Here is a 22,927-nt window from a genome sequence, read left to right as displayed (position 1 = left end):
AGTTATGCTATTTGAGGGGTTTTTTCTTGTAAACATAATAATTTAATATATGATACAATAGATACAAATATAAATAGTAAGGTGTGTAAAGATGGAAGAATTAAGAAAAGCAATTGATGAAATTATAAAAGAACAGATTATAAAATTAGTTATTAGTAATAAGATGAATAAAGATATAGAATATAACAAAATAATATTTATATTAAAGGAAAACAACTCGAAGGAGTATTATCAAATAGAAAAGTATACTGATAAGCAGGTATTTCATGAAAATATTCATTTAGATTTATTAAAGGAAAAAGTCTTAGAGTATACAATGGATAATTATAAACAAGTTTCTGCTTGGGCAAGTAATATTACCTTTGATTTAAGAGTATCTAAAAAGGGTAAAGTTCATTTAGGAAAGAAAACAAGCAATAATGAAAGTCTTATTAATAAAGAACATAATAAAGAAAAGAATTATATCCTTAAAGAAGGAATGATAATTGAACCTCTTATAGATTTAGGAATCTTCACTAAAGAAGGCAAAGTGGTAAATTCAAAGTATGATAAGTATAAACAAATAAATAGATTTGTTGAAATCATTGATGATGAAATTAAAAAGAATGATTATAAAGAGCTTACAATTTTAGATTTTGGATGTGGGAAATCTTATTTAACCTTTGTACTATATTACTATTTTGTAGAGATTAAGAAAATTAATGTTAAGATGATAGGTCTAGATCTTAAAAGGGATGTAATCGAAAAGTGTAATGATATAGCTAAAAGATATAATTATGAAAACTTACACTTTGAACTTGGAGATATAAATGGATTTAAATATAATGATAAGGTTGATATGGTAATTACCTTACATGCTTGTGATACTGCTACAGATTATGCATTATATAATGCTATTAAATGGAATAGCAAAATGATTTTTTCTGTACCTTGTTGTCAACATGAGTTTAATAAGCAAATGAACACAGAATCCTTATCTATACTTACTAGATATGGCATAGTTCAAGAAAGAGTAGCAGCTCTCATGACTGATGCAGTAAGAGGAAATCTTTTAGAATCTGTTGGATATAAAACTCAGCTTTTAGAATTTATAGATATAGCTCATTCTCCTAAAAACATATTAATTAGGGCGTCAAAGGCTAGTATAGCTAAGGAAAAAAAGGAAAAGGTACTTTCAGAGGTTAATGCTTTAATGAATGAATTTAATTTGAATCCTACATTGTTTAATTTATTAAAGCAGGATGAATTAATTTAGTGGTATATAATATTTGTTACAAGGTAATCTCTTATAAGCTTGTCTATAGTGCTTCACAAGGAGATGATTTAAATTATGATAATTAATAAAATCAATTTTAACTTAGCTCAAGAAATAGTAAATGCAGTTAAAGAGGTTGTAGATAAAGATATAAATTTTATAGATGTTAATGGGATAATTATAGGTAGTACAGATAAATCTAGACTTAACACCTTTCATCAAGCAGGATATAATACTATAAAAACTTTGAGTAATGTAACTGTTGAAGATAATGAGGAATATAAAGGAAGTAGAAAAGGTATAAACTATCCCATAAAAATAAACAATATTGCAGTAGGTGCTATAGGTATAACTGGAGAGCCTAGTGAAGTTAGTAAATTTGGATTTTTAGTTACTAAAATCACGGAAATATTTATAAAAGAACAGCAGCTAAATTATAAGTATGAAGCAGATAAACAGAGAATAAATTATGTTGTAAAGTCGTTGATATATAATAATGTTGAAGATAAAAATGAAATTGAAAATATTCTTCAGGAATTTGGAATAGAGTTAGATCAGCAGTTTGCAATAGTTATTTTAAAGATAAATAAGTATCATAATCTTAGAGAGCTAGAGACTATAGAGAACCATATAAAAGGTGTATTAGATGATATTGGTAATATATTTAAACTATATATTTATCCTAATGAATTCATAGCGTTAGTAAACCAGGAAAGATATAATAAATTAAGAAATACTCATTTGGAAACATTAAGTAAGTATCATGGAATTTTAACTGGGGGAGTAGGGAGGTTAAAGGGTTTATATGAAGCGTATAAATCCTATGAAGAAGCTAGAATTGCCCTTAAGTACTCCGCTGAAAACCATGATATTTTAACTTATCTTGATAGCTTGAATTTAGAGCTTATTTTAGAGAGTGTAGATACTGAAACAAAAAATCAGTATAAGGATAAGGTATTAAAATCTCTTGATGAAGAGGATATAAATCTATTGGAGGTTTATTATAAAAATGATATGTCTCTAAAACAAACTGCAGAAGAGTTATATGTACATAAAAATACCCTTCAGTACAGATTAGAAAGAATATATGAAAAGTCAGGGTTTAATCCAAGAAAATTTAATGAATCCGTAATACTTTATTTAGCTATAAAACTATCATAAAAGGTTAATTGTAAAGAAATTTTTAATAATGAATTATCTCAAAATTGATTAAATCTAAAGTTTTTTTGAAATTGTATCTATATGGAATAATAGGTATCAATCAAATAAAAATGAGGATTAATTATAACCAATTTTGAGATATTTTTATTTATAAGTAAAAATATTTTTATGAAGGATTTTAAATTTGAAAATTCAATATTAGATATGACAAAAATTAAGGTGTGAAAACGTATTATTTTGTTGTATGTAACATAGAAGTGACAAAAATCCTTTGATATAATTTGATAAAAGGAGGAGGTAGCAATGAAAATTGTAATTTCTATAGATTCTTTAAAGGGAAGTTTAACTTCAATTGAAGCAGCTAATGCAATAAAAACAGCAATATTGAATGTAGATAATAATTCAGATATAAAAATAATGCCCTTAGCAGATGGGGGAGAGGGAACTGTAGATGCTTTAGTAGAAGGCATGAATGGTGAAGGCAAAATTATATCTGTTACAGGTCCAGTGGCAGAAAAGGTGGAGGCTAAGTATGGGATATTAAAAAATAACAATACAGCAATAATAGAAATGGCTCAAGGGGCAGGTTATGCACTAGTTCCACCAGAACTAAGAAATCCTTTAAAAACTACTACCTATGGAGTTGGAGAAATAATAAAAGCTGCCATAAAAGAGGGATGTAGAAACTTTATAGTTGGAATAGGTGGAAGTGCTACTAATGATGCAGGAGTAGGAATGCTACAGGCCTTAGGATATGAGTTTTATGATGAAAATAATGAACCTATTGGCTTTGGTGGCCAGGTATTAAATAAGATAAAAACTATAAAAACACATAATAAATTGAAGGAATTAGATGAGTGCACCTTCAAAATAGCATGTGATGTAACTAATCCTTTGTACGGAGAAAATGGAGCAGCCTATGTTTATGGACCACAAAAAGGTGCAACTCCTGAGATGGTGAAAGAATTAGATAGAGGCCTTAGAAATTTTGCACATGTGGTTAAAAAAGACTTAGGAAAAGATATAGCTGAGACAGAAGGCGTGGGAGCAGCAGGTGGACTTGGATTTGCATTTTTAGGATTCTTAAATTCAAAACTAGAATCTGGAATCAAGATAATATTAGAAGAAATTAAGTTAGAAGAAGCTATAAAGGATGCAGATTTAGTTATTACTGGCGAGGGTAGACTAGATAATCAAACTGCCATGGGAAAAGCGCCTATAGGAGTTGCTAAGCTTGCTAAAAAACATAAGGTTAAGGTAATAGCAGTGGCAGGATGCACTACAGAAGATGCTGTTAAGTGTAATGAAGAAGGAATAGATGCCTATTTTTCTATAATAAATTCAGCTATGACTATAGAAGAAGCAGTTAATAAAGAAACAGCTATAAAGAATATGACGTCAACAATGACACAAATTTTTAGACTTATAAAGACAATGAAAGAATAAAAATCTTAAATAGGGGTGACGATAATGGAGATACAAATCACAACATTAGGAGCTTTACTTGGACTTGTAGTAGCCATAGTATTAATCATTAAAAAAGTACAACCTGTATATAGTTTAATATTAGGTGCAGTAGTTGGAGGGTTAGTAGGAGGAGCAGGAATTGAAGGAACTGTAAGTGTAATGATAAGCGGGGCAAAAGATATCATGCCAGCAATTCTTCGTATAGTGACTTCTGGAGTTTTAGCAGGAGTGCTTATTAAGACAGGAGCAGCAGCTAAAATTGCAGATCAAATTGTAAAAAGCTTAGGTGAGAAAAGAGCGCTATTTGCCATAGCGTTATCAACGATGATACTAACAGCTGTTGGAGTATTTATAGATGTAGCAGTAATAACAGTAGCACCTATAGCCCTTGCAATAGCCAAGAAATTAGGATATTCACCTATGGTTATACTTTTAGCTATGATTGGTGGAGGTAAGGCTGGAAATATAGTATCGCCAAACCCTAATACCATAGCAGCAGCAGAAAATTTTGGAGTAGAATTGTCATCTTTAATGGTAGCTAATATAATTCCTGCCATAGTTGGACTTGTAGTTACAGTAATATTGACTTCTTTACTTAATAAAAAGTATAAAGGTGCAAAAGAAACAAAAATAGAAGAAGTTGAAGAGGTGGAACTACCATCTTTCTTTGCAGCAATAATTGGTCCAATTGTAACTATAATTTTACTATCACTTAGACCATTAGTAGGAATATCAATAGATCCACTTATAGCATTGCCAGTTGGAGGTATTATAGGAGTTTTAGTTATGGGTAAAGGTAAAAATATTAACGAATATCTAACCTTTGGATTATCTAAAATGATGCCTGTAGCAATACTTTTAATAGGAACAGGTACTGTAGCAGGAATAATAAAGGCATCAGGATTACAGGCTACAACTATAGGAGTGCTTAATGCTCTAAATATGCCAGCCTTTGTATTGGCACCTATTTCTGGAATATTAATGTGTGCTGCTACAGCTTCAACAACTTCAGGGTCAACTATAGCATCAGCTACATTCTCACAAGCCATAGTGGGAGTAGGTACATCACCTATAGGAGGAGCGGCGATGGTTCATGCTGGAGCTACAGTTCTTGATCATCTACCACATGGTTCTTTCTTCCATGCAACAGCAGGAGCAACAGGGATGAGCATAGGACAGCGTTTGAAATTAATACCATATGAATCTTTAGTAGGATTGTCAATGACTTTAGTTTCTACAATAATGTGGGGAATTATATTCTAGTTTAGTAAGTATAGATATAATAGTTAAAAAGAAATACAATATTTAAATTTTAAAAGTAATAAAGCGATATCAAGTTTTAAAATCCATAGACTCTTCATTAAATAGGAAAATACTATCATTAAGGAATACTTATGAATTCTTTGATGATAGTATTTTTATTTTAAAGCCTTCTTTAAATCACTAGTCGTTGACTATAATATTAATTAATTATAGTAATTAATAATTATTATGTTAACTTATAAAATTGTAAATTACAAAAATGTAAGATAAGTGTAAGTTACTTCGATAACACATGGGAACTAAGAGATGTATAATAAACTTATAAGGAGGAGTTGCAATGAAGAAGTTATTAGTTAAACTTACTTTAGGGATTATTGTTTTAATGACAGCACTTGGAGTTTTTGTTTTACAAGATGGATATTCTTTATATAGAGCTGCTACCTCTGATATAGGGGTACAAGAAAAAATTAATGATATAAGAAGTGGTAAGGATTATATAACTATAGATGGAATCTCTAAAGACTTCCTAGATGCCATTGTATCCGTAGAAGATCATAGATTTTATAATCATAATGGAATAGATTTAATAGCCATAGGAAGGTCAGCTATTAGCAATATCGATGCAGGAAAAATAATTATGGGGGGAAGTACAATAACACAGCAATTAGCAAAAAACTTATTTTTTACCCATGAGCAAAAATTGGAAAGAAAAATTGCGGAAATTTTTGTGGTTAGAGAACTAGAAAATAATTACTCAAAGGAAGAAATATTAGAGCTATATGTAAATGTAATATATTATGGCGATGGCTATTCTGGAATTAAACAAGCCTCTAGAGGATATTTTAATAAATCACCCAATGAAATAACTTTATCTCAATCATTGTTGTTAGCTGGATTACCACAATCACCGGAAAACTATGCATTATCTAAAAATTATGAAAGAGCAAAGGAAAGAAGTGAAGTTGTATTAATGTCTATGATAAGAAATAATGTTATTTCAAGAGAGGAAGCGGAGTTACTATGTAATGATAAAATGGATAAAACTTTCAATAAAGCTACTCTTGCTTCAGAAACTATAAATTAAGGGTTGAAAAAGCTATAAATTAAAACTTATAGGTTGTACTTTAATAATAATAGGTATAACCTATATTTTTGTACTTTTAAAGTGGTATGATTAGTATATATAGTATGAGAATATATTTATTAATATTATTTAATTGTAAATAATCGGGGTAAATTTATTTGCAATTGCTAGTTATATAGGGGGTTATTATGGAGATTAAAGATCAAGAAGTAGAAAAAAGTGTGAATATAAAGAAGAGGATAATTATAGGTATTATAATTTCCATTAGTATTTTGCTAATTATATATTTAAGTACATCTTTATATTTTATGAAGAGATTTTATTTTGGAACTAAGATTAATGGAGTTAGTGTTACTGGAAAAACCACGGAAGATATTGAAGCTGATATATTAGCAGAAAGTGAAGCTTATATATTAAAGTTAAAGCAAAGAGATAATATTGAAGAAAATATAAATGGAAGCGACATTGAATATAAGTATAATTTAGAAAACAAAATTGAAGACTTGAAGGATAATCAAAGTGCTTTTGGATGGATTTATGGAGTTTTTAATACTAGTGATTATAAGTTGGAAAAAAAAGTATCTTATAATGATGAATTAGTAAAAAAGAAGTTTCGTAGTTTAAATTGTTTTAAGAAGGATAATATAATTAAACCTGAGAGTGCTAAAATTGAATATGAAAATAAGGAATACGTAATTAAAGATGAAGTACAAGGAAATAAGGTAAATAAAGATATATTATATAAAAAAGTTAAGGAAGCACTTAATAATAAAGTAGATGAAATAAATTTAGAAGAAATTGAATGTTATGAAAAACCAAAGTATACTGTTGCTTCAAAGGAAGTGGTAAAGGCTAAAAATACTCTTGATAAGTATATAGGTTCAGTAATTACCCATAAATTTGGAGATAATAAAGAAGTATTAAATGGAGATTCTATTCATAAGTGGCTTCACATTGATAAAAACTTTAAGGTATCTATTGATGAAGAAAAGGTAAGGGAATATTTAAATTCACTGTCTATTAAATATGATACTTATGGGTCTACAAGAAAATTTAAAACCTCCCTTGGAACTACCGTAAATGTAAGTGGCGGTGACTATGGATGGTTAATTAATTATAGTGAAGAAACTGAAGCTTTAATTAATGCTATTAAAGATGGAAAAAAAGAAGAAAGACAACCTATATATGCTCAAACAGCTGTAGCTTATGGTGCAAATGATTTCGGAAATACCTATGTAGAAATTAATTTAACAACCCAGCATATATGGTTTTATAATGATGGAGTTTTAATTACAGAAGGTCCTATGGTTAGTGGTAATGCTGATAGTAAACATGCTACTCCATCAGGTATTTATAGTTTAACTTATAAAGAGAAAAATGCAACTTTAAGAGGTGAAAATTATGCGGCACCCGTTAGTTATTGGATGCCTTTCAATGGCGATATTGGTATCCATGATGCTACTTGGCGCTCAAAATTTGGAGGGCAAATTTATATAACAGATGGTTCTCATGGATGTATAAATACTCCATATGATGTTGCTAGTAAGATATTTGAATATATAGCTCAGGGTACACCAGTAATATGTTATTTTTAGTTTGATTATATAATTAAATCATAGAACTCTTTTTAGTAAAGTAGAATATTATAATTACTATAGAACTAAAAGGAGTTGAAACTATTTGGCTAGGGAAGTTAAAGTTGTGCAGCCAAGTAATCCTACAGACGAGGAAAGGCATAGTATGCTAAGGCTTGCTTTAGAAGAAGTAGGTCGAATAGAAGACTATGATAATTTAATTGAACTACTTAGCCCACCAAAGGACATTACAACCATATTACCACCAGGCAGATGTAAGGGGATTAATGTAGGTATAATAGGAGGAGGAATTGCAGGTTTATCTGCTGCTTTTGAGCTTAGGAAATTGGGTTTTGACATAACTATATTTGAACAGCAAAAGGAACGTATAGGAGGAAGAATTTATACTTACTATTTTGATGAAAATAAAAGATTTTATGGTGAGCTTGGTGCTATGAGAATACCAGTAAGTCATGAAGCTGCATGGAAGTATATAAATCTATTTAAATTAAAAACAACACCCTTTATTCAAAATAATGATAATGCCTTTATTTATGTGAGAAATAAAAGAGCTATCAATGATCCAGATGGAAGAAGTGTTATGGAGAAAATATATCCTGAATTTAATTTAGCACCATGGGAAAGAAAAGAACCTTGGCGAAAACTTGTAAGTTATGGCTTAGGAGCTAGCTTACTTCAAATTAGTCCAGATATAAGAAGAGAGTTATTACAAAACAAAAAAAGGTACTCTCCGGAAATTGAATACTTTGACAGCTTAAGTATAAGAAGAGAACTGGAAGAACGAGGATTAAGTGAAGGTGCTATAGAATTGTTATCATCTATTGTTACATTTTCTGGATGGCTATATGATAATAGTTATATAGAAAGTCTCCAAGAACAGTATACTGTAGATGATGCTTTTAGGTACCAAATAGACGGTGGAACAGTATGGTTACCTATTGCAATGTATCATTCATTAATGTCACTTGATCCTAAAGAATATAATGACATTTTACAGAATCAACTAGGACAGATAACTTGGAAAAATGGAAATAGAGTAGAAGGTATATACAAAAATAACGAGGATAATAAAGTTATTTTAGAATATAAAAGTGAAGAAGAAATAAGTAGTAACATTATGAGCTTTGATTTTGTAATATGCACTATACCATTTTCTAGTCTTCGTAATGTAAATATATATCCTATGTTTAGTACAGAAAAAATGCAGGCAATCAAAGAAGTTAATTATATAGCAGGACAAAAAACTCTCTTTATGTGTAAGGAGAAATTTTGGGAAGAAGGGGGACCTAGTAAAGCAATAATAGGTGGAGCCTCTTATACAGACTTACCAATAGGAAGTATATGGTACCCATCTTATAATATTGAGTACAATATTGCTGATCTTGAAAGTCAGGTAATACCTTCTGTGAGAAGAGAGTATAAAAGTTATGGAGGTGCTGGGGTTCTTTTAGCATCCTACAATCTATCTAGAGATGCAATGCGTCTTGGTAATTTAAAACCAATAACTAGGTTAGAATGGATAAAAACACAAGTAGAGCATGTTCAAGGACTCAAAAAAGGATATCTTGATGATATAGTATTAGATAGTAAAACCATACAATGGGATAATGAACAAGGATTTTTTGGAGCTGTTTGCTATTATATGCCTGGCCAAAAAAGGCTATTTGCCTATGCTTCTAGCCAGCCTGAATATGATAATAGAGTATATTTTGCTGGTGAACATATTTCGCAGGAACATGGATGGATACAAGGAGCTATAAAAAGTGCAATGATTGCTGCAAATGAAGTAGCAGAACATTGTAAAAATTATATGAAAACAGGTATAAATTAAAAAAAAGAGGTTATATCAAAATATATTAAATCTTATATTAATTTAAGATTAATAGATTATTTTGATATGACCTTTTCTAATATTAATTAAAATAGAGGATATATGCTAAAGGTTGTAACAAATGGTACATAACTTCTGCTATATTTTGTTTATAATAAAGGTAGTAAATCAGTAGGGGGTATTACCATGAATTTAAATAATTTAATGAGACAACACGGAGATATATCAGATGAAATAAGGCTAATAAAAGAAATGATAAATAAAAATGGTATGGCATTAAATGCAATGGAAGCAGCAAGCCATATAAATAAACTCGCAGGGAAATTACAAATTCACTTAACATCAGAGGATAAATTTTTATATCCAGCCTTGGTTAATGGTAAAGATTTATCACTTAAGAAAATGGCTAATTTATATATGAATGAAATGGGTGAAATTTCACAAGTATTCACTAGTTATAAAAATAAATTTAATACTAAGAATAAAATTGAAGCTAATTTAATGGGATTTGTTGAAGAAACTAAGTGTATATTAAAAGCTATAGAGACAAGGATTACCAAGGAAGAAAATGAATTATATAAAATGATAAATGTTAATTAACATCATAAATTTTTATATATTTTATTACTAAAAATGGAATTAATTAATATATTATAGATGGTTTATACAATAAATTAGTTAATATTAAATAAAAATACAATAAATTGATTTAACACAAATAAAATATTTAAAGAATACAAATTCATAAAATATTATCTTGTAAAATTAAAAATATATGATAATATATAATGAATTTTAAGAAAAATAGCTAAATACAAGGGTTTTAAGATGATTTAAAATGATTCGAATAGAATTATTTTAAATCATTTTTTTATTCAAGTTATTATATTTGCAAGTATAAAAATATTAAATTTCAGTTGTACATAATAATTTTATAAAAATGCTATACTTTATAAAAAGTGTGTGATATAATTAAAAACATGTTATTGGAGTCCAATTATTTTTGTTAAAAAAATATATTTTGCATAAACTAAAGATTATATATTGCATAAATTTATAAAGTTTATAGTTGAAAATAATAAAAGATGGTGGTGTTTTTTATATGACTAAGAAAAAATTCAAAAGAGTATTAGTAGCAAATAGAGGAGAAATTGCAATAAGAATATTTAGAGCTTGTCACGAGCTTGGAATAAGAACTGTTGCTATATATTCTGAGGAGGATAAGCTTTCTCTTTTCAGAACAAAGGCTCATGAAGCCTATCAGATTGGAAAGAATAAAAGCCCTGTTGACGCTTATTTAAATATTGATGAAATTATTAATCTTGCATTAAAAAAGCGTGTAGATGCCATCCATCCAGGTTATGGATTCCTATCTGAAAATCCTGAGTTTGCTAGAAAGTGTAAAGAGGCAGGAATAGAATTTATAGGACCTAGAGCAGAAATGATGGATAGATTAGGGGATAAAATAAAATCAAAGATTGTAGCAAAAGAAGTTGGTGTACCTGTAATACCAGGAGTTGAAAAACCAATTACTTCAGAGACAGAAGCAATTAAGTTTGCAAAAGAATGTGGATATCCAATCATGCTAAAGGCTGCTGCCGGTGGTGGTGGAAGAGGTATGAGGATAGTAAGAAAAGAAGAAGAACTTCTGGAGTCTTTTAAAAGTGCTAAAAATGAGGCAAAAAAGGCTTTTGGAATAGATGATATATTTATAGAAAAATATCTAGAAGGACCTAAACATATTGAGATTCAAGTTCTTGGAGATAAGCATGGTAATATAGTTCACCTTTATGAAAGAGATTGTTCAATACAAAGAAGACATCAAAAGGTTATTGAATTTAGCCCAGCAGTATCTCTAAGTGAAGAAAAAAGACAAGTTATCTGTGAAGATGCTTTGAAGATTGCAAAATCCGTAGGATACATAAGTGCTGGAACTTTAGAGTTCTTAGTAGATATACATGGCAATCACTATTTTATTGAGATGAATCCAAGAATACAAGTAGAACATACTGTTAGCGAAATGACTACAGGAATAGATATCGTTCAAAGTCAAATTTTAATAGCACAGGGATATAGTTTAGATTCTAAGGAAATAGGAATCTGTTCACAAGAAGATGTAAAACCAAGAGGCTTTGCAATTCAATGTAGGGTAACTACAGAAGATCCTTCTAATAGTTTTGCCCCAGATACAGGGAAAATAGATGTTTATAGAACAGGTTCAGGATTTGGGATAAGACTAGATGGAGGAAATGGATTTAGTGGTGCTGTAATTAGTCCTTATTACGATAGTTTACTTGTAAAAACAACAGCCTATTCTAGAACCTTTGAAGATACAATTAGAAAATCCATACGTTCAATTAAAGAGTTAAATATTACTGGAGTTAAGACCAATATTGATTTTCTAATAAACGTATTAAATAATGAAACCTTTAGAAGAGGACAATGTGATACTAATTTCATAGCAGATAATCCACAATTATTTGATATAAAACCTAGAACTGATGAAGAATATAAGGTTTTAAAAATCATTGGAGAAAAAATAGTAAATGAAACTAAGGGAAATAAGAGAGAATTTGATGTACCAGTTATTCCAGTTATAGACTCTTTAGAAGGCATACAAGGTACTAAGAAAATATTAGATGAACAAGGTCCAGAGGGCGTTGTAAATTGGATTAAAAATCAGAAAAAACTATTAATTACTGATACTACTATGAGGGATGCACAGCAATCCTTAATGGCTACAAGAGTGAGAAGTAGAGATATGTTCAACATTGCAAAGGCGACCTCAGCCTATGGAAGAGATTTATTTTCTCTTGAGATGTGGGGTGGAGCTACCTTTGATACGGCTTACAGATTCTTAAAAGAATCTCCATGGGAAAGACTTGAAGAATTAAGAAAAAGAATTCCTAATGTTATGTTCCAGATGCTAATAAGAGGAGCTAATGGTGTAGGATATAAAAATTATCCAGATAACGTAATAAGAGAATTTATAAGAGAATCTTCAAAGAGCGGTATAGATATATTTAGAATTTTCGATTCACTTAACTGGTTAAAGGGTATAGAGACATCTCTAGATGAAGTTTTAAATTGTGGAAAATTAGCAGAAGTAGCTCTATGCTATACTGGAGATATTTTAGATGTAACTAGAGATAAATATAGTCTTGAATACTATGTAAATAAGGCTAAAGAAATAGAAAAAATGGGAGCTCATATACTTGCTATAAAGGATATGTCTGCATTGCTTAAACCTTATGCAGCTAAAAAACTAATTAAAGCATTAAAAAATGAGATTTCAATACCTATTCATTTACATACCCATGACACTACTGGAAATGGTGTAGCAACTGTGCTTATGGCAGCAGATGCTGGAGTAGATATTGTAGATACAACCTTTAATAGTATGTCTGGTTTAACTAGCCAACCAGCTCTAAACTCTGTAGTAGCAGCTCTTGAAAATACAGACAGAGATACTGGCATAAATGTAAGTGAAATTCAAAAGTTATCCAATTATTGGGATGCTGTAAGACCAGTATATGAACAGTTTGAATCAGGACTTAAGTCAGGTAGAGCAGAAATTTATAAATATGAGATTCCAGGGGGACAATATTCAAACTTAAAACCTCAGGTAGAAAGTTTTGGACTTGGTCATAGATTTGAAGAAGTTAAATCTATGTACAAAGAGGTAAATAATATGGTAGGGGATATAATAAAAGTTACACCTTCTTCAAAAATGGTAGGGGACATGGCTATTTTCATGGTTCAAAATGGATTAACTTCTGAAAATATCTGTGAAAAGGGAAGAAATATGGCTTTCCCAGATTCGGCAGTATCTTATTTCAAAGGGATGATGGGTCAACCAGAAGGTGGATTTCCAGAGGAACTACAAAAGATAGTTTTAAAGGGTGAAAAAGCTATAACGGATAGACCAGGAGAATTATTACCACCTGAAGACTTTAATAAAATTGAAGAATATTTAAAGGATAAATATAAATATAATCCATCTAAAAAAGATGTTATAAGTTATGCTTTATATCCTGAAGTATTTGAAGATTTCTTAAAATTTGTTTCAGAATACGGTGATGTAAGTCGTATGGGTAGTGATGTATTCTTCCATGGACTTGCAGAGGGTGAAACATGTGAAGTTGAAGTTGCAGAAGGAAAGACCCTTATAGTTCAATTTATAGAAATAGGTAAATTAGATTCAGAAGGATATAGAACTCTAGCCTTTGAAATTAATGGAAATAGAAGAGAAATTAAAATTAAAGATAAAACAGCAAGTGCTTTAAAGAGTAATGGTAGTGATAGCTCTATAAAGATGGCTAATGCTGAGGATAAGCTAGAGATTGGAGCGAGTATTCCTGGAACTATAATTAAAGTCTTAGTAGAAAAAGGACAACAAGTTAAAGAGGGAGAAAGCTTACTGACAATAGAAGCAATGAAAATGGAAACTAATATAATAGCTTCTATGGATGGTACTATTGACTCCATCCTTGTATCAGAAGGACAACAAGTAAAGACAGGACAATTACTAGTAAAATTAAAGTGATAACATCTACTTAATTTGTAGCAAAATAAATTGCCTATAAAAAATTTATATATATTATAAAAGACTTACTTAATGTTTATCACTAAGTAAGTCTTTTGTGTTGTCATTATACTCACTATAAATATTATAATGAGTAATTGATTTTCACATTAAGCAGTAGTTGGTGGAGTGAAAACTCTTGTAGCAAGCTCTTCATCTAACATATATAAGGCTGCTGGATTATCTTCAGCTCTTTTAATCTTTTTAAGAAGCGTATTGAAGGTGTTTTCTTCTTCAACCTGCTCATCTATGAACCATCTAAGTAAGCTCATAGTTGCATGTTCTTTTTCTTCGGAAGCAATATCTGCTAACTTATAAATTCTACTTGTAACTAGTTGTTCATGTTTATAACCAGTTTCAAATACATCTATTATACTTTCATATTTGCCCTCTGGTTTATCAATTTTTTCTAATTCAACAACACCATTTTTTTGAAAAATATAGTCATAAAGTTTCATTGCATGGAATAATTCTTCTTGAGCTTGAACTCTAAAGAAATTAGCTATTCCACTTAAATCAACAGATTCAGCATAGGCTGCCATAGCTAAATAAGTGTAAGATGAATAAAATTCAAAGTTTACTTGGTCATTAAGATTTTTTAATAAATTATCACTTAACATTAGTATACCTCCTTATAATCCTTGGTTTATTGTAGGATTTTAAATATTTAGTACTATTCTACATGATTTACCATAGTTATTCAAATTATAACAACTAAAACAATTTAATAATAGGAATAAATATTAATATTTAATTAATTGAAGGTTTCCAAGTACCCTTATAATAAAAGTATACAGATAACGCAGTTCCTATTATCCAACCAAGAGGGAAGGCCCACCAGATACCGGAGTATCCTATTATTGAAGCTAAAATGAAGGAAAGGGCTACTCTTAGTATTAAATCAGAAAAGGTGGCAAACATAAAGTCTTTCATAGCTCCGGCTCCACGGAGAACACCATCACATACCATCTTAAGACCTACTACTAAATAAAAAGGTGCTAGGGTTCTTAGAAACTCAGTACCCACATTAATTACATCTATGCTCTCACTAGAATCTACAAACAATCCAATTAATTTTGGAGCAAGGATTAAAAATAGAATAAGAATTCCACCACATATACTTAAGGTTATAGCTACTGCAGCTTTATATCCTTCTCTCACCCGGGAAATTTTCTTTGCACCAATGTTTTGTGCAGTGAAGCTAGAAAGTGCACTAGACATGGTACTCATAGAAGTAAGAGCAATGGTATGAACTCTAAAGGCAGCAGAATATCCTGCTACGACTATGGCTCCGTAACTATTAACTAGACCTTGTACACAAATTTGACCTACAGATATAAAGGATTGTTGCATTATACTTGGTATGGCAATTCTACTTATACGTTTTAAAATATAACTACTAAAGTAAGGATACTTTTCAGTGACTTCAATTTTACGTAATCTCATAATAAGGCACACTATAGCTAGTATAGAAGAAAGACCTTGAGCAATAAAAGTAGCTAAGGCAACTCCAGATACACCCATTTTAAAAGTTATAACAAATACTAGGTCTAAAATAATATTAAATATAGAAGAGAAAATTAAAAGATATAAAGGTGTCTTGGAATCTCCCAAACCGTTAAATATGGCGGTGGCAGCATTATATAAAAATAAAAATATAATACCACTTATGTATATTTGTAAATAAAGGGCAGAATCAGAAAATATATTTTCTGGAGTATGAAGAAGTCTCATAAGGGGCTTACAAAAAATACTACCCAAGATAGTTAAAATAATACTAAGACTAGTTAGAGATATTATAGCTGTTGAAATTGCAGATTTCATAGTAGTATACTTTTTTGAACCAAAGATTTGTGCAACTACTACAGAGCATCCCATACTAGAGCCTACAGCCACAGCTATGAATAGTGCAGTTATAGGATAAGAAGCACCTACAGCAGCTAAAGCATTTACTCCTATAAATTTTCCTGCTACAATACTATCTACAATATTATAAAGTTGTTGAAAAAGTGAACTAAGTAACATGGGAAGAGAAAAAGTCCATAAAATTTTAAAAGGGTTTCCAATGGTCATATCAGTGATAGAACTATCTTTAATCTTATTATCCCTTTTAGTGATAGTTTCAGAGTTCATAATAGTTTACCTCCTCAAATGATATAATTATAGATTTTAATCTAAAGTTTATAATTTAAAACTAAGTTTATATATACCTTAAGATAAAAAAATCCCCTTATCATTATAGGATGTATGTAAAAGAAGAGCAACGGAGGATATATATAGGAATATTGTGATAAAATTAGAATAATAGGGTACATTGGAGGTAATTGATTAGATTTGCTCTAAGAGCCTTAATTACAGTAATATCAATGGGTTTACCATGTAAGAACATAACAATATTGAAACTGGAGAAATTAATATAAACTATTAAATTAATGGAGTGATAATATAATGAAAATATTAATAATGCGTGTGACACTAAGAGCCTCATGGGTACATTCTTTAAAGGAAAAGAGAATGGTGATAAAGAGTTTAATGCAAAGACTAAGAAATAAGTTTAATATTTCTGTTGGCGAAGTTGATGAACAAGATATACATCAAACATTAGTTATAGGTATTGTAGGAGTTTGTGGAACATCAGCTCAGGTCCATTCTACCATGGAAAATATAATAAATTTTATAGAAGAAAATACAGATGCAGAAATAATTAAAATTGAGAATGAGGAAGATGTGTTTTAACGGTAAATTAACCATGTTGTTAAACATGAAAGCCCTTGAAACCCGCATGAGCACAACAAATAGTTAACTATTTAAATAGTTTTATAGTTCTATATTTAACTAGGAATATAGCTTTATAGATTTATAGTTAAATAGGTTTACATAGGTAAAATCCTGTTATATTTTTTACCTATATTTTTTACATTTTAATAATTATTTATAAAATATATTACAAAAAAAGAATAAAACTATTGAAAAGTAAAATAATGGGTAATAAAATATAAGATAATAGGAATATAGTTAACTATGTTCCTATTAAATTATATTTAGGGGGAAAGGGTATGAAAGAGAAAAAAAGGCTTACGGCATTTATAATGTCACTATTCTTGTTTGCAACCTTGGTAATGCCATCAAATATTACTAAGGCATATGCAGAAGAAAATGATAAAACAAATAATAGCCAAGCCGTATCTAGTAATGACAACAAGGTAGTAGATATTTTAAGCTTTAATGATTTCCATGGTAATGTATTGGAGTCTGGTAAAAATATTGGGGCTGCAAAATTAGTGGGAGTTGTAAATGAATATAAAGCTAAAGCTACTACTGAATATGGTGTTATACCAGTATCAGCAGGAGATTTATATCAAGGGACGGCAATTTCTAATCTTACCACTGGTAAACCAGTAACAGCTATGCTAAAAGCTATGGGACTTGAAGCATCTGCTATAGGTAATCATGAATTTGACTGGGGCATTGATAATATAAATGCTTGGTCAAAGGAAGGTGGATTCTCCTTCTTAGCTGCCAATATAGTTAAAAAAGGTACTGAAGAAAGAGTAAGCTATGCGCAACCATATAAAGTAGTTGAAAGAAATGGAGTAAAGATAGGATTAATAGGAATTTCTACTCCAGAAACAGCAACTTCTACTTTAGCTGAAAATGTAAAAGATGTAGAATTCTTAGATCCAGTAGATACTGTTGCTAAGTGGAACAAAGTACTTAGGGAAACAGAAAAGGTTGATGCTGTAGTAGTTATAGCACATGCCGGAGCGTATCAAGATAGTAATACAAAAGAAATAACTGGGGAAGCTGCTGATATAGCAAAAATTGAAGGTGTAGATGCTGTAATTGCAGGTCATAACCATGCTGTAGTTTCAGGAGAGATAAATGGAGTACCAGTAGTAGAAGGTGGATATAATGGTAGAGCCTTAGCTAAGCTTACATTTACCTTTGATCATAGCAACAAACTTATAGACGTAGAGCCTAGTGTTGATGTGTTTTTAGGTAAAGAGGCTACCCTTCCAGTAGATGAAAATGTATTAAAGGAAGTAAATGATATGAATTCAGGTTTAAGTGAAATATTAGGACAAAAGGTAACTTCACTTAAAGAGCGTTTAAGTCATGATGATAAAAACACTGCAGTAACTCCACTTGGTGTAACTGTAGCAGAAACTATGAGAAAAATAGTAGGAACTGAGATAGCTGTAACTAATGGTGGTGGAATTAGAAGAAGTCTAGAACAAGGAGATGTCACTATTGGTGATATGTACGAAATTCTTCCTTTTGATAACACTATAGTAACTCTTGATGTTAAGGGTTCAGACCTATATGGCATCATAGAACATGGAATTAATACAGAGGGATTTGCATGGGGTCAATATGCAGGTATAAAGGTTTGGTATAATCCAGAAGATGGAAAAGTTTCATCTATAAGACTAAATGATGGAACTAAAATTGATATGGATAAATATTATTCGATAGCAATAAATGACTTTATGTTAACAGGTGGAGATAAATATGATTTCTCTAATGCTATAAATGCAGTTAACACAAATGTAGTTATGAGAGATGCAATGGCCGAAGATTGGAACAAAAATGGTGTCCCTGAAGTAGATCTTGATATATTAGTAGCAGGAGAAGATACAACTGTAGATAAGCCTACAGAAGAAGAAAAACCAACAGAACCTAATGTTCCAGAAGAAGAAAATAAGCCATCAACTCCAAATACTAATAATCCAAGTAAACCAAGCAATCCAAGCAAATTACCTCAAACTGGTGCTCCATTAACCCCAGATGTATTTGGAACTATGGGAATTATGGCAATTGCATTAGGTGGATATATTGCTAAGAAAAAGAAGAAGTCAGCATAATAAATTGTTAAAATTTTTTTAACGAGCTTTAAAATAAAATTTTTTACTTTATATAATATAGATACAGCACGTAGCTTAACAGCGTAAGTCCAGTTGTTAAGATTACGTGCTTTTTATTTTATTTTGGAGGTGATTTTCAATATGTGAATAACTCATAGATCAATACATAGAAAGAATCATCCCTTTTTTATTATACAGTTTTGAGGTAATATAGAGGAGAGTGATAGGACTAAAGAAAAATAAAGTAATGGAGGGATATAAATGAAGGCTTTAATGGATTTACATACCCATACTATTTCTAGTGGGCATGCGTATAGTACTTTAAAGGAAAATATTGATGAAGCTAGAGATAAGGGGCTAAAGGTCCTTGGAGTTTCAGATCATGCTATATCTATGCCAGGTACAGCTCATGAATATTATTTTAATAATTTAAAGGTGATTAAGGATGAAATTATGGGAGTTAGAATTCTAAAAGGAATAGAGGCTAACATAATGGATTATGATGGTAGAATAGATGTACAAGAGGAGCTGGCACTGGAGCTTGACTATGTCATAGCCAGTATGCATCCACCTTGTGTAGCACCAGGAACCATTGAGGAAAATACTAATGCGTTAATAAAGGTTATGGATAATCCTTATGTTAAAATCATAGGTCATCCTGATGATAGTAGATTTCCTTTAGATTATGAAAAAGTAGTATTAGGGGCTAAAGAAAAGAATATGGTTTTTGAAATGAATAACACATCCATATCTCCAAAGAGCTTTAGAAGAAATGCTAGAGAAAATCAAATAACTCTTCTAAACTTATGTAAAAAACATGGAGTTAAAATAATAATGGGCAGTGACGCTCATATTTATTATGATGTAGGAGAATTTTCATCCTGCTATGAGTTACTTAAGGAGATAGATTTCCCAGAGAAACTTGTTTTAAATTTTAATATGGATTCCTTAGAATATATCTTAGGAAAAAGATAATATAAGGTGATATATCAACAAAATGTTATAGTTGTGTGGATATATCACCTTTATTAATAATTAATTGTGTATAAAATCACTAAAATGGAATACTATTTATGAGGTGATTTTATGAAATCCGTATGGAGTGAAAGCTGTAATTTTAAAAAGAGGGAATCCTTAAATGGAAATATAGAGGCAGATGTAGTAGTTATAGGAGCCGGTATAACAGGAATATTAACTGCCTATATGCTAAAGAAAAAAGGAATAAATGTAGTTATAATTGAGGCTGAAGAGATTTGTAGTGGAAATACAAAAAATACTACTGCCAAGATAACTTCTCAGCACTCCTTAATTTATGATAAGTTAATTAAAGAATTTGGAGAAGCGAAGGCAAGACAATATGCAAGTGCCAATGAGTTGGCTATAAAAAAATATAAAGAGATAATAGAGAATGAGAGAATTAAATGTGATTTTGAAGAGAAGGATGCTTATCTATATACAATGGATAATGTTGAAGCTTTAGAAAAAGAATTAGAAGCAGCAACTAAGTTAGGAATAAAAGCTAAACTTTTAGAAAATACAGAGCTTCCTTTTAAGGTTAAGGCAGCTTTGAAATTTTATAATCAAGGTCAATTTAATCCTCTTAAGTTTTTAGAAGTTATTACTGAAGACTTAACCATTTACGAAAATACTAAAGCTTTAGAAATTAAAGAGGAGCTAGTTGTTACAGATAAAGGGATGGTTGCTGCTAAGGTAATAGTAGTAGCTACTCACTATCCAATTATGAATACACCTGGGTATTATTTCATTAGAATGCATCAAGAAAGATCCTATGTTATAGCTTTAGAGAATGCTCAAGATGTCAATGGAATGTACATTGGTATTGATAAATGGGGATACTCTTTTAGAAATTATAAGGACTTATTATTACTTGGTGGAGGTTCTCATAGAACTGGTAAGAATGAAGCTGGTGGTAAGTATGAAGAATTAAGACAGGTAGCAAGGGAGTTATATCCCAATGCTAAGGAAAAATATCATTGGTCTGCTCAAGATTGTATTCCTATAGATGAAATACCTTACATAGGTCAATATTCCACTGAAACTCCTAGTGTATATGTGGCAACGGGTTATAAAAAATGGGGAATGACATCTTCTATGGTGGCAGCTATGATTTTATCTGATATGATATCCGGAAATAAAAATGATTTTGCAGAGATATTTTCTCCTACAAGATTTGATATGTCAGCATCAAGTAAAAACCTAACCCAGGATGTAATAGAAACTACAAAGAATTTTATAGCACAAAAAATTCACATTCCAAGTGAGCAGGTAGAGAAGGTAGAAACTGGCCATGGTGGAATTGTAGAATATAATGGAGAGAAAGTTGGGGTATATAGAGATAATAATGGTAATATATTTACTGTAACTACAAAATGTCCACATTTAGGTTGTGAACTTCAGTGGAATCCTGATGAGTTATCATGGGATTGTCCATGTCATGGCTCTAGATTTGATTACAAGGGTAATTGGATAGAAAGTCCTGCTACTAGAGGTCTATATGATGAGTAGTTTCAAAGCTTATGCTAGAAAAAAGGATTTCTTTGAAGGCTGGTATTTTAAACATCAGAAGGGTGAGGATACTATATCCTTTATACCTGGCATAAATATAGATAGTAAAGGAAATAGATCAGCCTTTATACAAGTTATAACTAATAGAAATTCATATAATATAAATTATAGTTTTTCTAAATTTATAGTTTATAAAGATAAGTTAAAAATTAAAATTGGAGATAGTATTTTTTCATCTAAAGGCATTGAAATCCATATTAAAGATGAGGGCTTAACTATAGATGGGAAAATAGAATATGACTTATTGACTCCTGTAAAATATGACATCATGGGACCTTTTAGCTTTATACCTTTCATGGAATGTAGCCATGGCATTATTAGTTTATATCATAAATTAAATGGAAATTTAATTATTAATGGTGAAAATATAAGTTTTAATGATGGAGTTGGATATATTGAAACAGATAGAGGTAACTCTTTCCCAAAAACTTACTTATGGACCCAGTGTAATGATTTTAAAAATGAAAAAATATCTATAATGGCAGCTATAGCAGATATACCTTTTATGGGAATAAATTTTAAAGGATGTATATGCGTTGTATATTATAAAGGAAGAGAATATAGATTATCCACCTATAATGGAGTTAAGATTCTTAAATATAATTGCAAGTCACTAATGTTAAAAAGAGGTAAGTATGAACTACAGATAAAAGTTACTGATGGAAATCCACAAAAGTTATTAGCACCCTCAAGTGGTAATATGTGCAGAACTATTCATGAAAATGCAGCTTGCTCAGCTAACTATAAGTTTTATATAGAGGATAAGTTAGTCTTTGATATAGAAAGTGATAACTGTAGTTTTGAATATGTGGATAGATAGGAATTTAAATGCCTCTAGACCTGATAAAAACTAAATTCTAAACTAATATTAAACTAGCATTAAAAATATAAAGATGCTAGTTTAATATTTTTAAAAAGACTATTTCATAAATATATATCTATATGGTATATTAAAACAATAGCAAAAAAATATATATGGAGGGTTTATTCATGATATTTTATTTTTCAGGCACAGGAAATTCTTTATACGTAGCAAAAAATTTATCCAGTAACCAAGGAGAAGAATTAATTGCAATTTCAAAGGAAATGAAACAAGATAAAGATTTTTATGAATATGACTTAAAACCAGGAGAAAAGATAATATTTGTTTATCCTATCTATGCTTGGGCACCGCCAGCACCAGTAGTTAAATTTATTAGTAAGATAAAATTAAATAACACCACTTTACAAGTAAT

At 30.2% G+C, this 22,927-nt stretch carries 17 protein-coding genes; 15 read left to right on the top strand and 2 right to left on the bottom strand.

The annotated features are described in order from the left end of the window. The first annotated feature begins 91 nt into the window (after positions 1-91). From B3J31_RS10510 to B3J31_RS10470, 9 genes are all read left to right on the top strand, one after another. Positions 92-1,255 carry an SAM-dependent methyltransferase gene (locus B3J31_RS10510; protein ID WP_346868522.1) on the top strand — a complete coding sequence of 388 codons (1,164 nt, stop codon included), beginning with the start codon at positions 92-94 and terminating at the stop codon, positions 1,253-1,255. A gap of 75 nt (positions 1,256-1,330) precedes the next feature. Continuing rightward, entirely contained in the window at positions 1,331-2,416 is a 1,086-nt protein-coding gene (locus B3J31_RS10505) for a sugar diacid recognition domain-containing protein (protein ID WP_150845816.1), read from the top strand. A 303-nt stretch (positions 2,417-2,719) separates the two neighbouring features. Further along, positions 2,720-3,862, top strand: coding sequence for a glycerate kinase (locus B3J31_RS10500; RefSeq protein WP_346868521.1), 1,143 nt, complete (start codon positions 2,720-2,722; stop codon positions 3,860-3,862). Between the two features lie 24 nt (positions 3,863-3,886). Continuing rightward, entirely contained in the window at positions 3,887-5,146 is a 1,260-nt protein-coding gene (locus tag B3J31_RS10495) for a GntP family permease (RefSeq protein WP_346868520.1), read from the top strand. A gap of 337 nt (positions 5,147-5,483) precedes the next feature. Beyond that, positions 5,484-6,230: a transglycosylase domain-containing protein gene (locus B3J31_RS10490; protein WP_150845813.1), complete on the top strand. Its 747-nt coding sequence runs from the start codon at positions 5,484-5,486 to the stop codon at positions 6,228-6,230. A 188-nt stretch (positions 6,231-6,418) separates the two neighbouring features. Beyond that, positions 6,419-7,825, top strand: coding sequence for a L,D-transpeptidase family protein (locus B3J31_RS10485; RefSeq protein ID WP_346868519.1), 1,407 nt, complete (start codon positions 6,419-6,421; stop codon positions 7,823-7,825). Between the two features lie 85 nt (positions 7,826-7,910). Continuing rightward, entirely contained in the window at positions 7,911-9,656 is a 1,746-nt protein-coding gene (locus B3J31_RS10480; protein ID WP_414632093.1) for a flavin monoamine oxidase family protein, read from the top strand. 186 nt (positions 9,657-9,842) lie between these two features. Further along, complete coding sequence (locus B3J31_RS10475) at positions 9,843-10,256, top strand: hemerythrin domain-containing protein (protein ID WP_346873966.1); 414 nt, start codon at positions 9,843-9,845, stop codon at positions 10,254-10,256. 502 nt (positions 10,257-10,758) lie between these two features. After that, positions 10,759-14,202, top strand: a complete 3,444-nt coding sequence (locus tag B3J31_RS10470) for a pyruvate carboxylase (protein WP_346868517.1) — start codon at positions 10,759-10,761, stop codon at positions 14,200-14,202. Positions 14,203-14,351: 149 nt separating this feature from the next. On the opposite strand, the gene B3J31_RS10465 is transcribed toward B3J31_RS10470, so the two are convergent. Both B3J31_RS10465 and B3J31_RS10460 read right to left on the bottom strand, forming a co-directional pair. Further along, positions 14,352-14,861, bottom strand: a complete 510-nt coding sequence (locus B3J31_RS10465) for a ferritin (protein ID WP_346868516.1) — start codon at positions 14,859-14,861, stop codon at positions 14,352-14,354. A gap of 130 nt (positions 14,862-14,991) precedes the next feature. Further along, entirely contained in the window at positions 14,992-16,374 is a 1,383-nt protein-coding gene (locus B3J31_RS10460) for an MATE family efflux transporter (RefSeq protein ID WP_346868515.1), read from the bottom strand. A gap of 315 nt (positions 16,375-16,689) precedes the next feature. Here B3J31_RS10460 and B3J31_RS10455 point away from each other — a divergent pair, with 315 nt between their 5' ends. From B3J31_RS10455 to B3J31_RS10430, 6 genes are all read left to right on the top strand, one after another. After that, positions 16,690-16,977, top strand: coding sequence for a DUF503 family protein (locus tag B3J31_RS10455; protein ID WP_150845806.1), 288 nt, complete (start codon positions 16,690-16,692; stop codon positions 16,975-16,977). 320 nt (positions 16,978-17,297) lie between these two features. After that, entirely contained in the window at positions 17,298-19,106 is a 1,809-nt protein-coding gene (locus B3J31_RS10450) for a 5'-nucleotidase C-terminal domain-containing protein (RefSeq protein ID WP_346868514.1), read from the top strand. A 261-nt stretch (positions 19,107-19,367) separates the two neighbouring features. Continuing rightward, complete coding sequence (locus tag B3J31_RS10445; RefSeq protein ID WP_150845804.1) at positions 19,368-20,081, top strand: PHP domain-containing protein; 714 nt, start codon at positions 19,368-19,370, stop codon at positions 20,079-20,081. Positions 20,082-20,192: 111 nt separating this feature from the next. Further along, a complete protein-coding gene (locus B3J31_RS10440) occupies positions 20,193-21,632 on the top strand; it encodes an FAD-dependent oxidoreductase (RefSeq protein ID WP_150845803.1) in 1,440 nt (479 codons plus the stop codon). Continuing rightward, entirely contained in the window at positions 21,625-22,512 is an 888-nt protein-coding gene (locus tag B3J31_RS10435) for a tocopherol cyclase family protein (RefSeq protein ID WP_346868513.1), read from the top strand. Before B3J31_RS10440 ends, B3J31_RS10435 begins: the two co-directional genes overlap by 8 nt. 170 nt (positions 22,513-22,682) lie before the next feature. Further along, a partial coding sequence (locus B3J31_RS10430; RefSeq protein WP_346868512.1) for an EFR1 family ferrodoxin occupies positions 22,683-22,927 on the top strand: 245 nt, incomplete at its 3' end.

Origin of the sequence: Clostridium sp. UBA5988, assembly GCF_002435615.1 — a bacterium.
In the GTDB taxonomy this organism is placed as follows: Bacteria; Bacillota; Clostridia; order Clostridiales; family Clostridiaceae; genus Clostridium_J; species Clostridium_J sulfidigenes.
The sequence above is the reverse complement of the archived record's forward strand: the minus strand, read 5'-3'. Positions and strand labels throughout refer to the sequence as shown.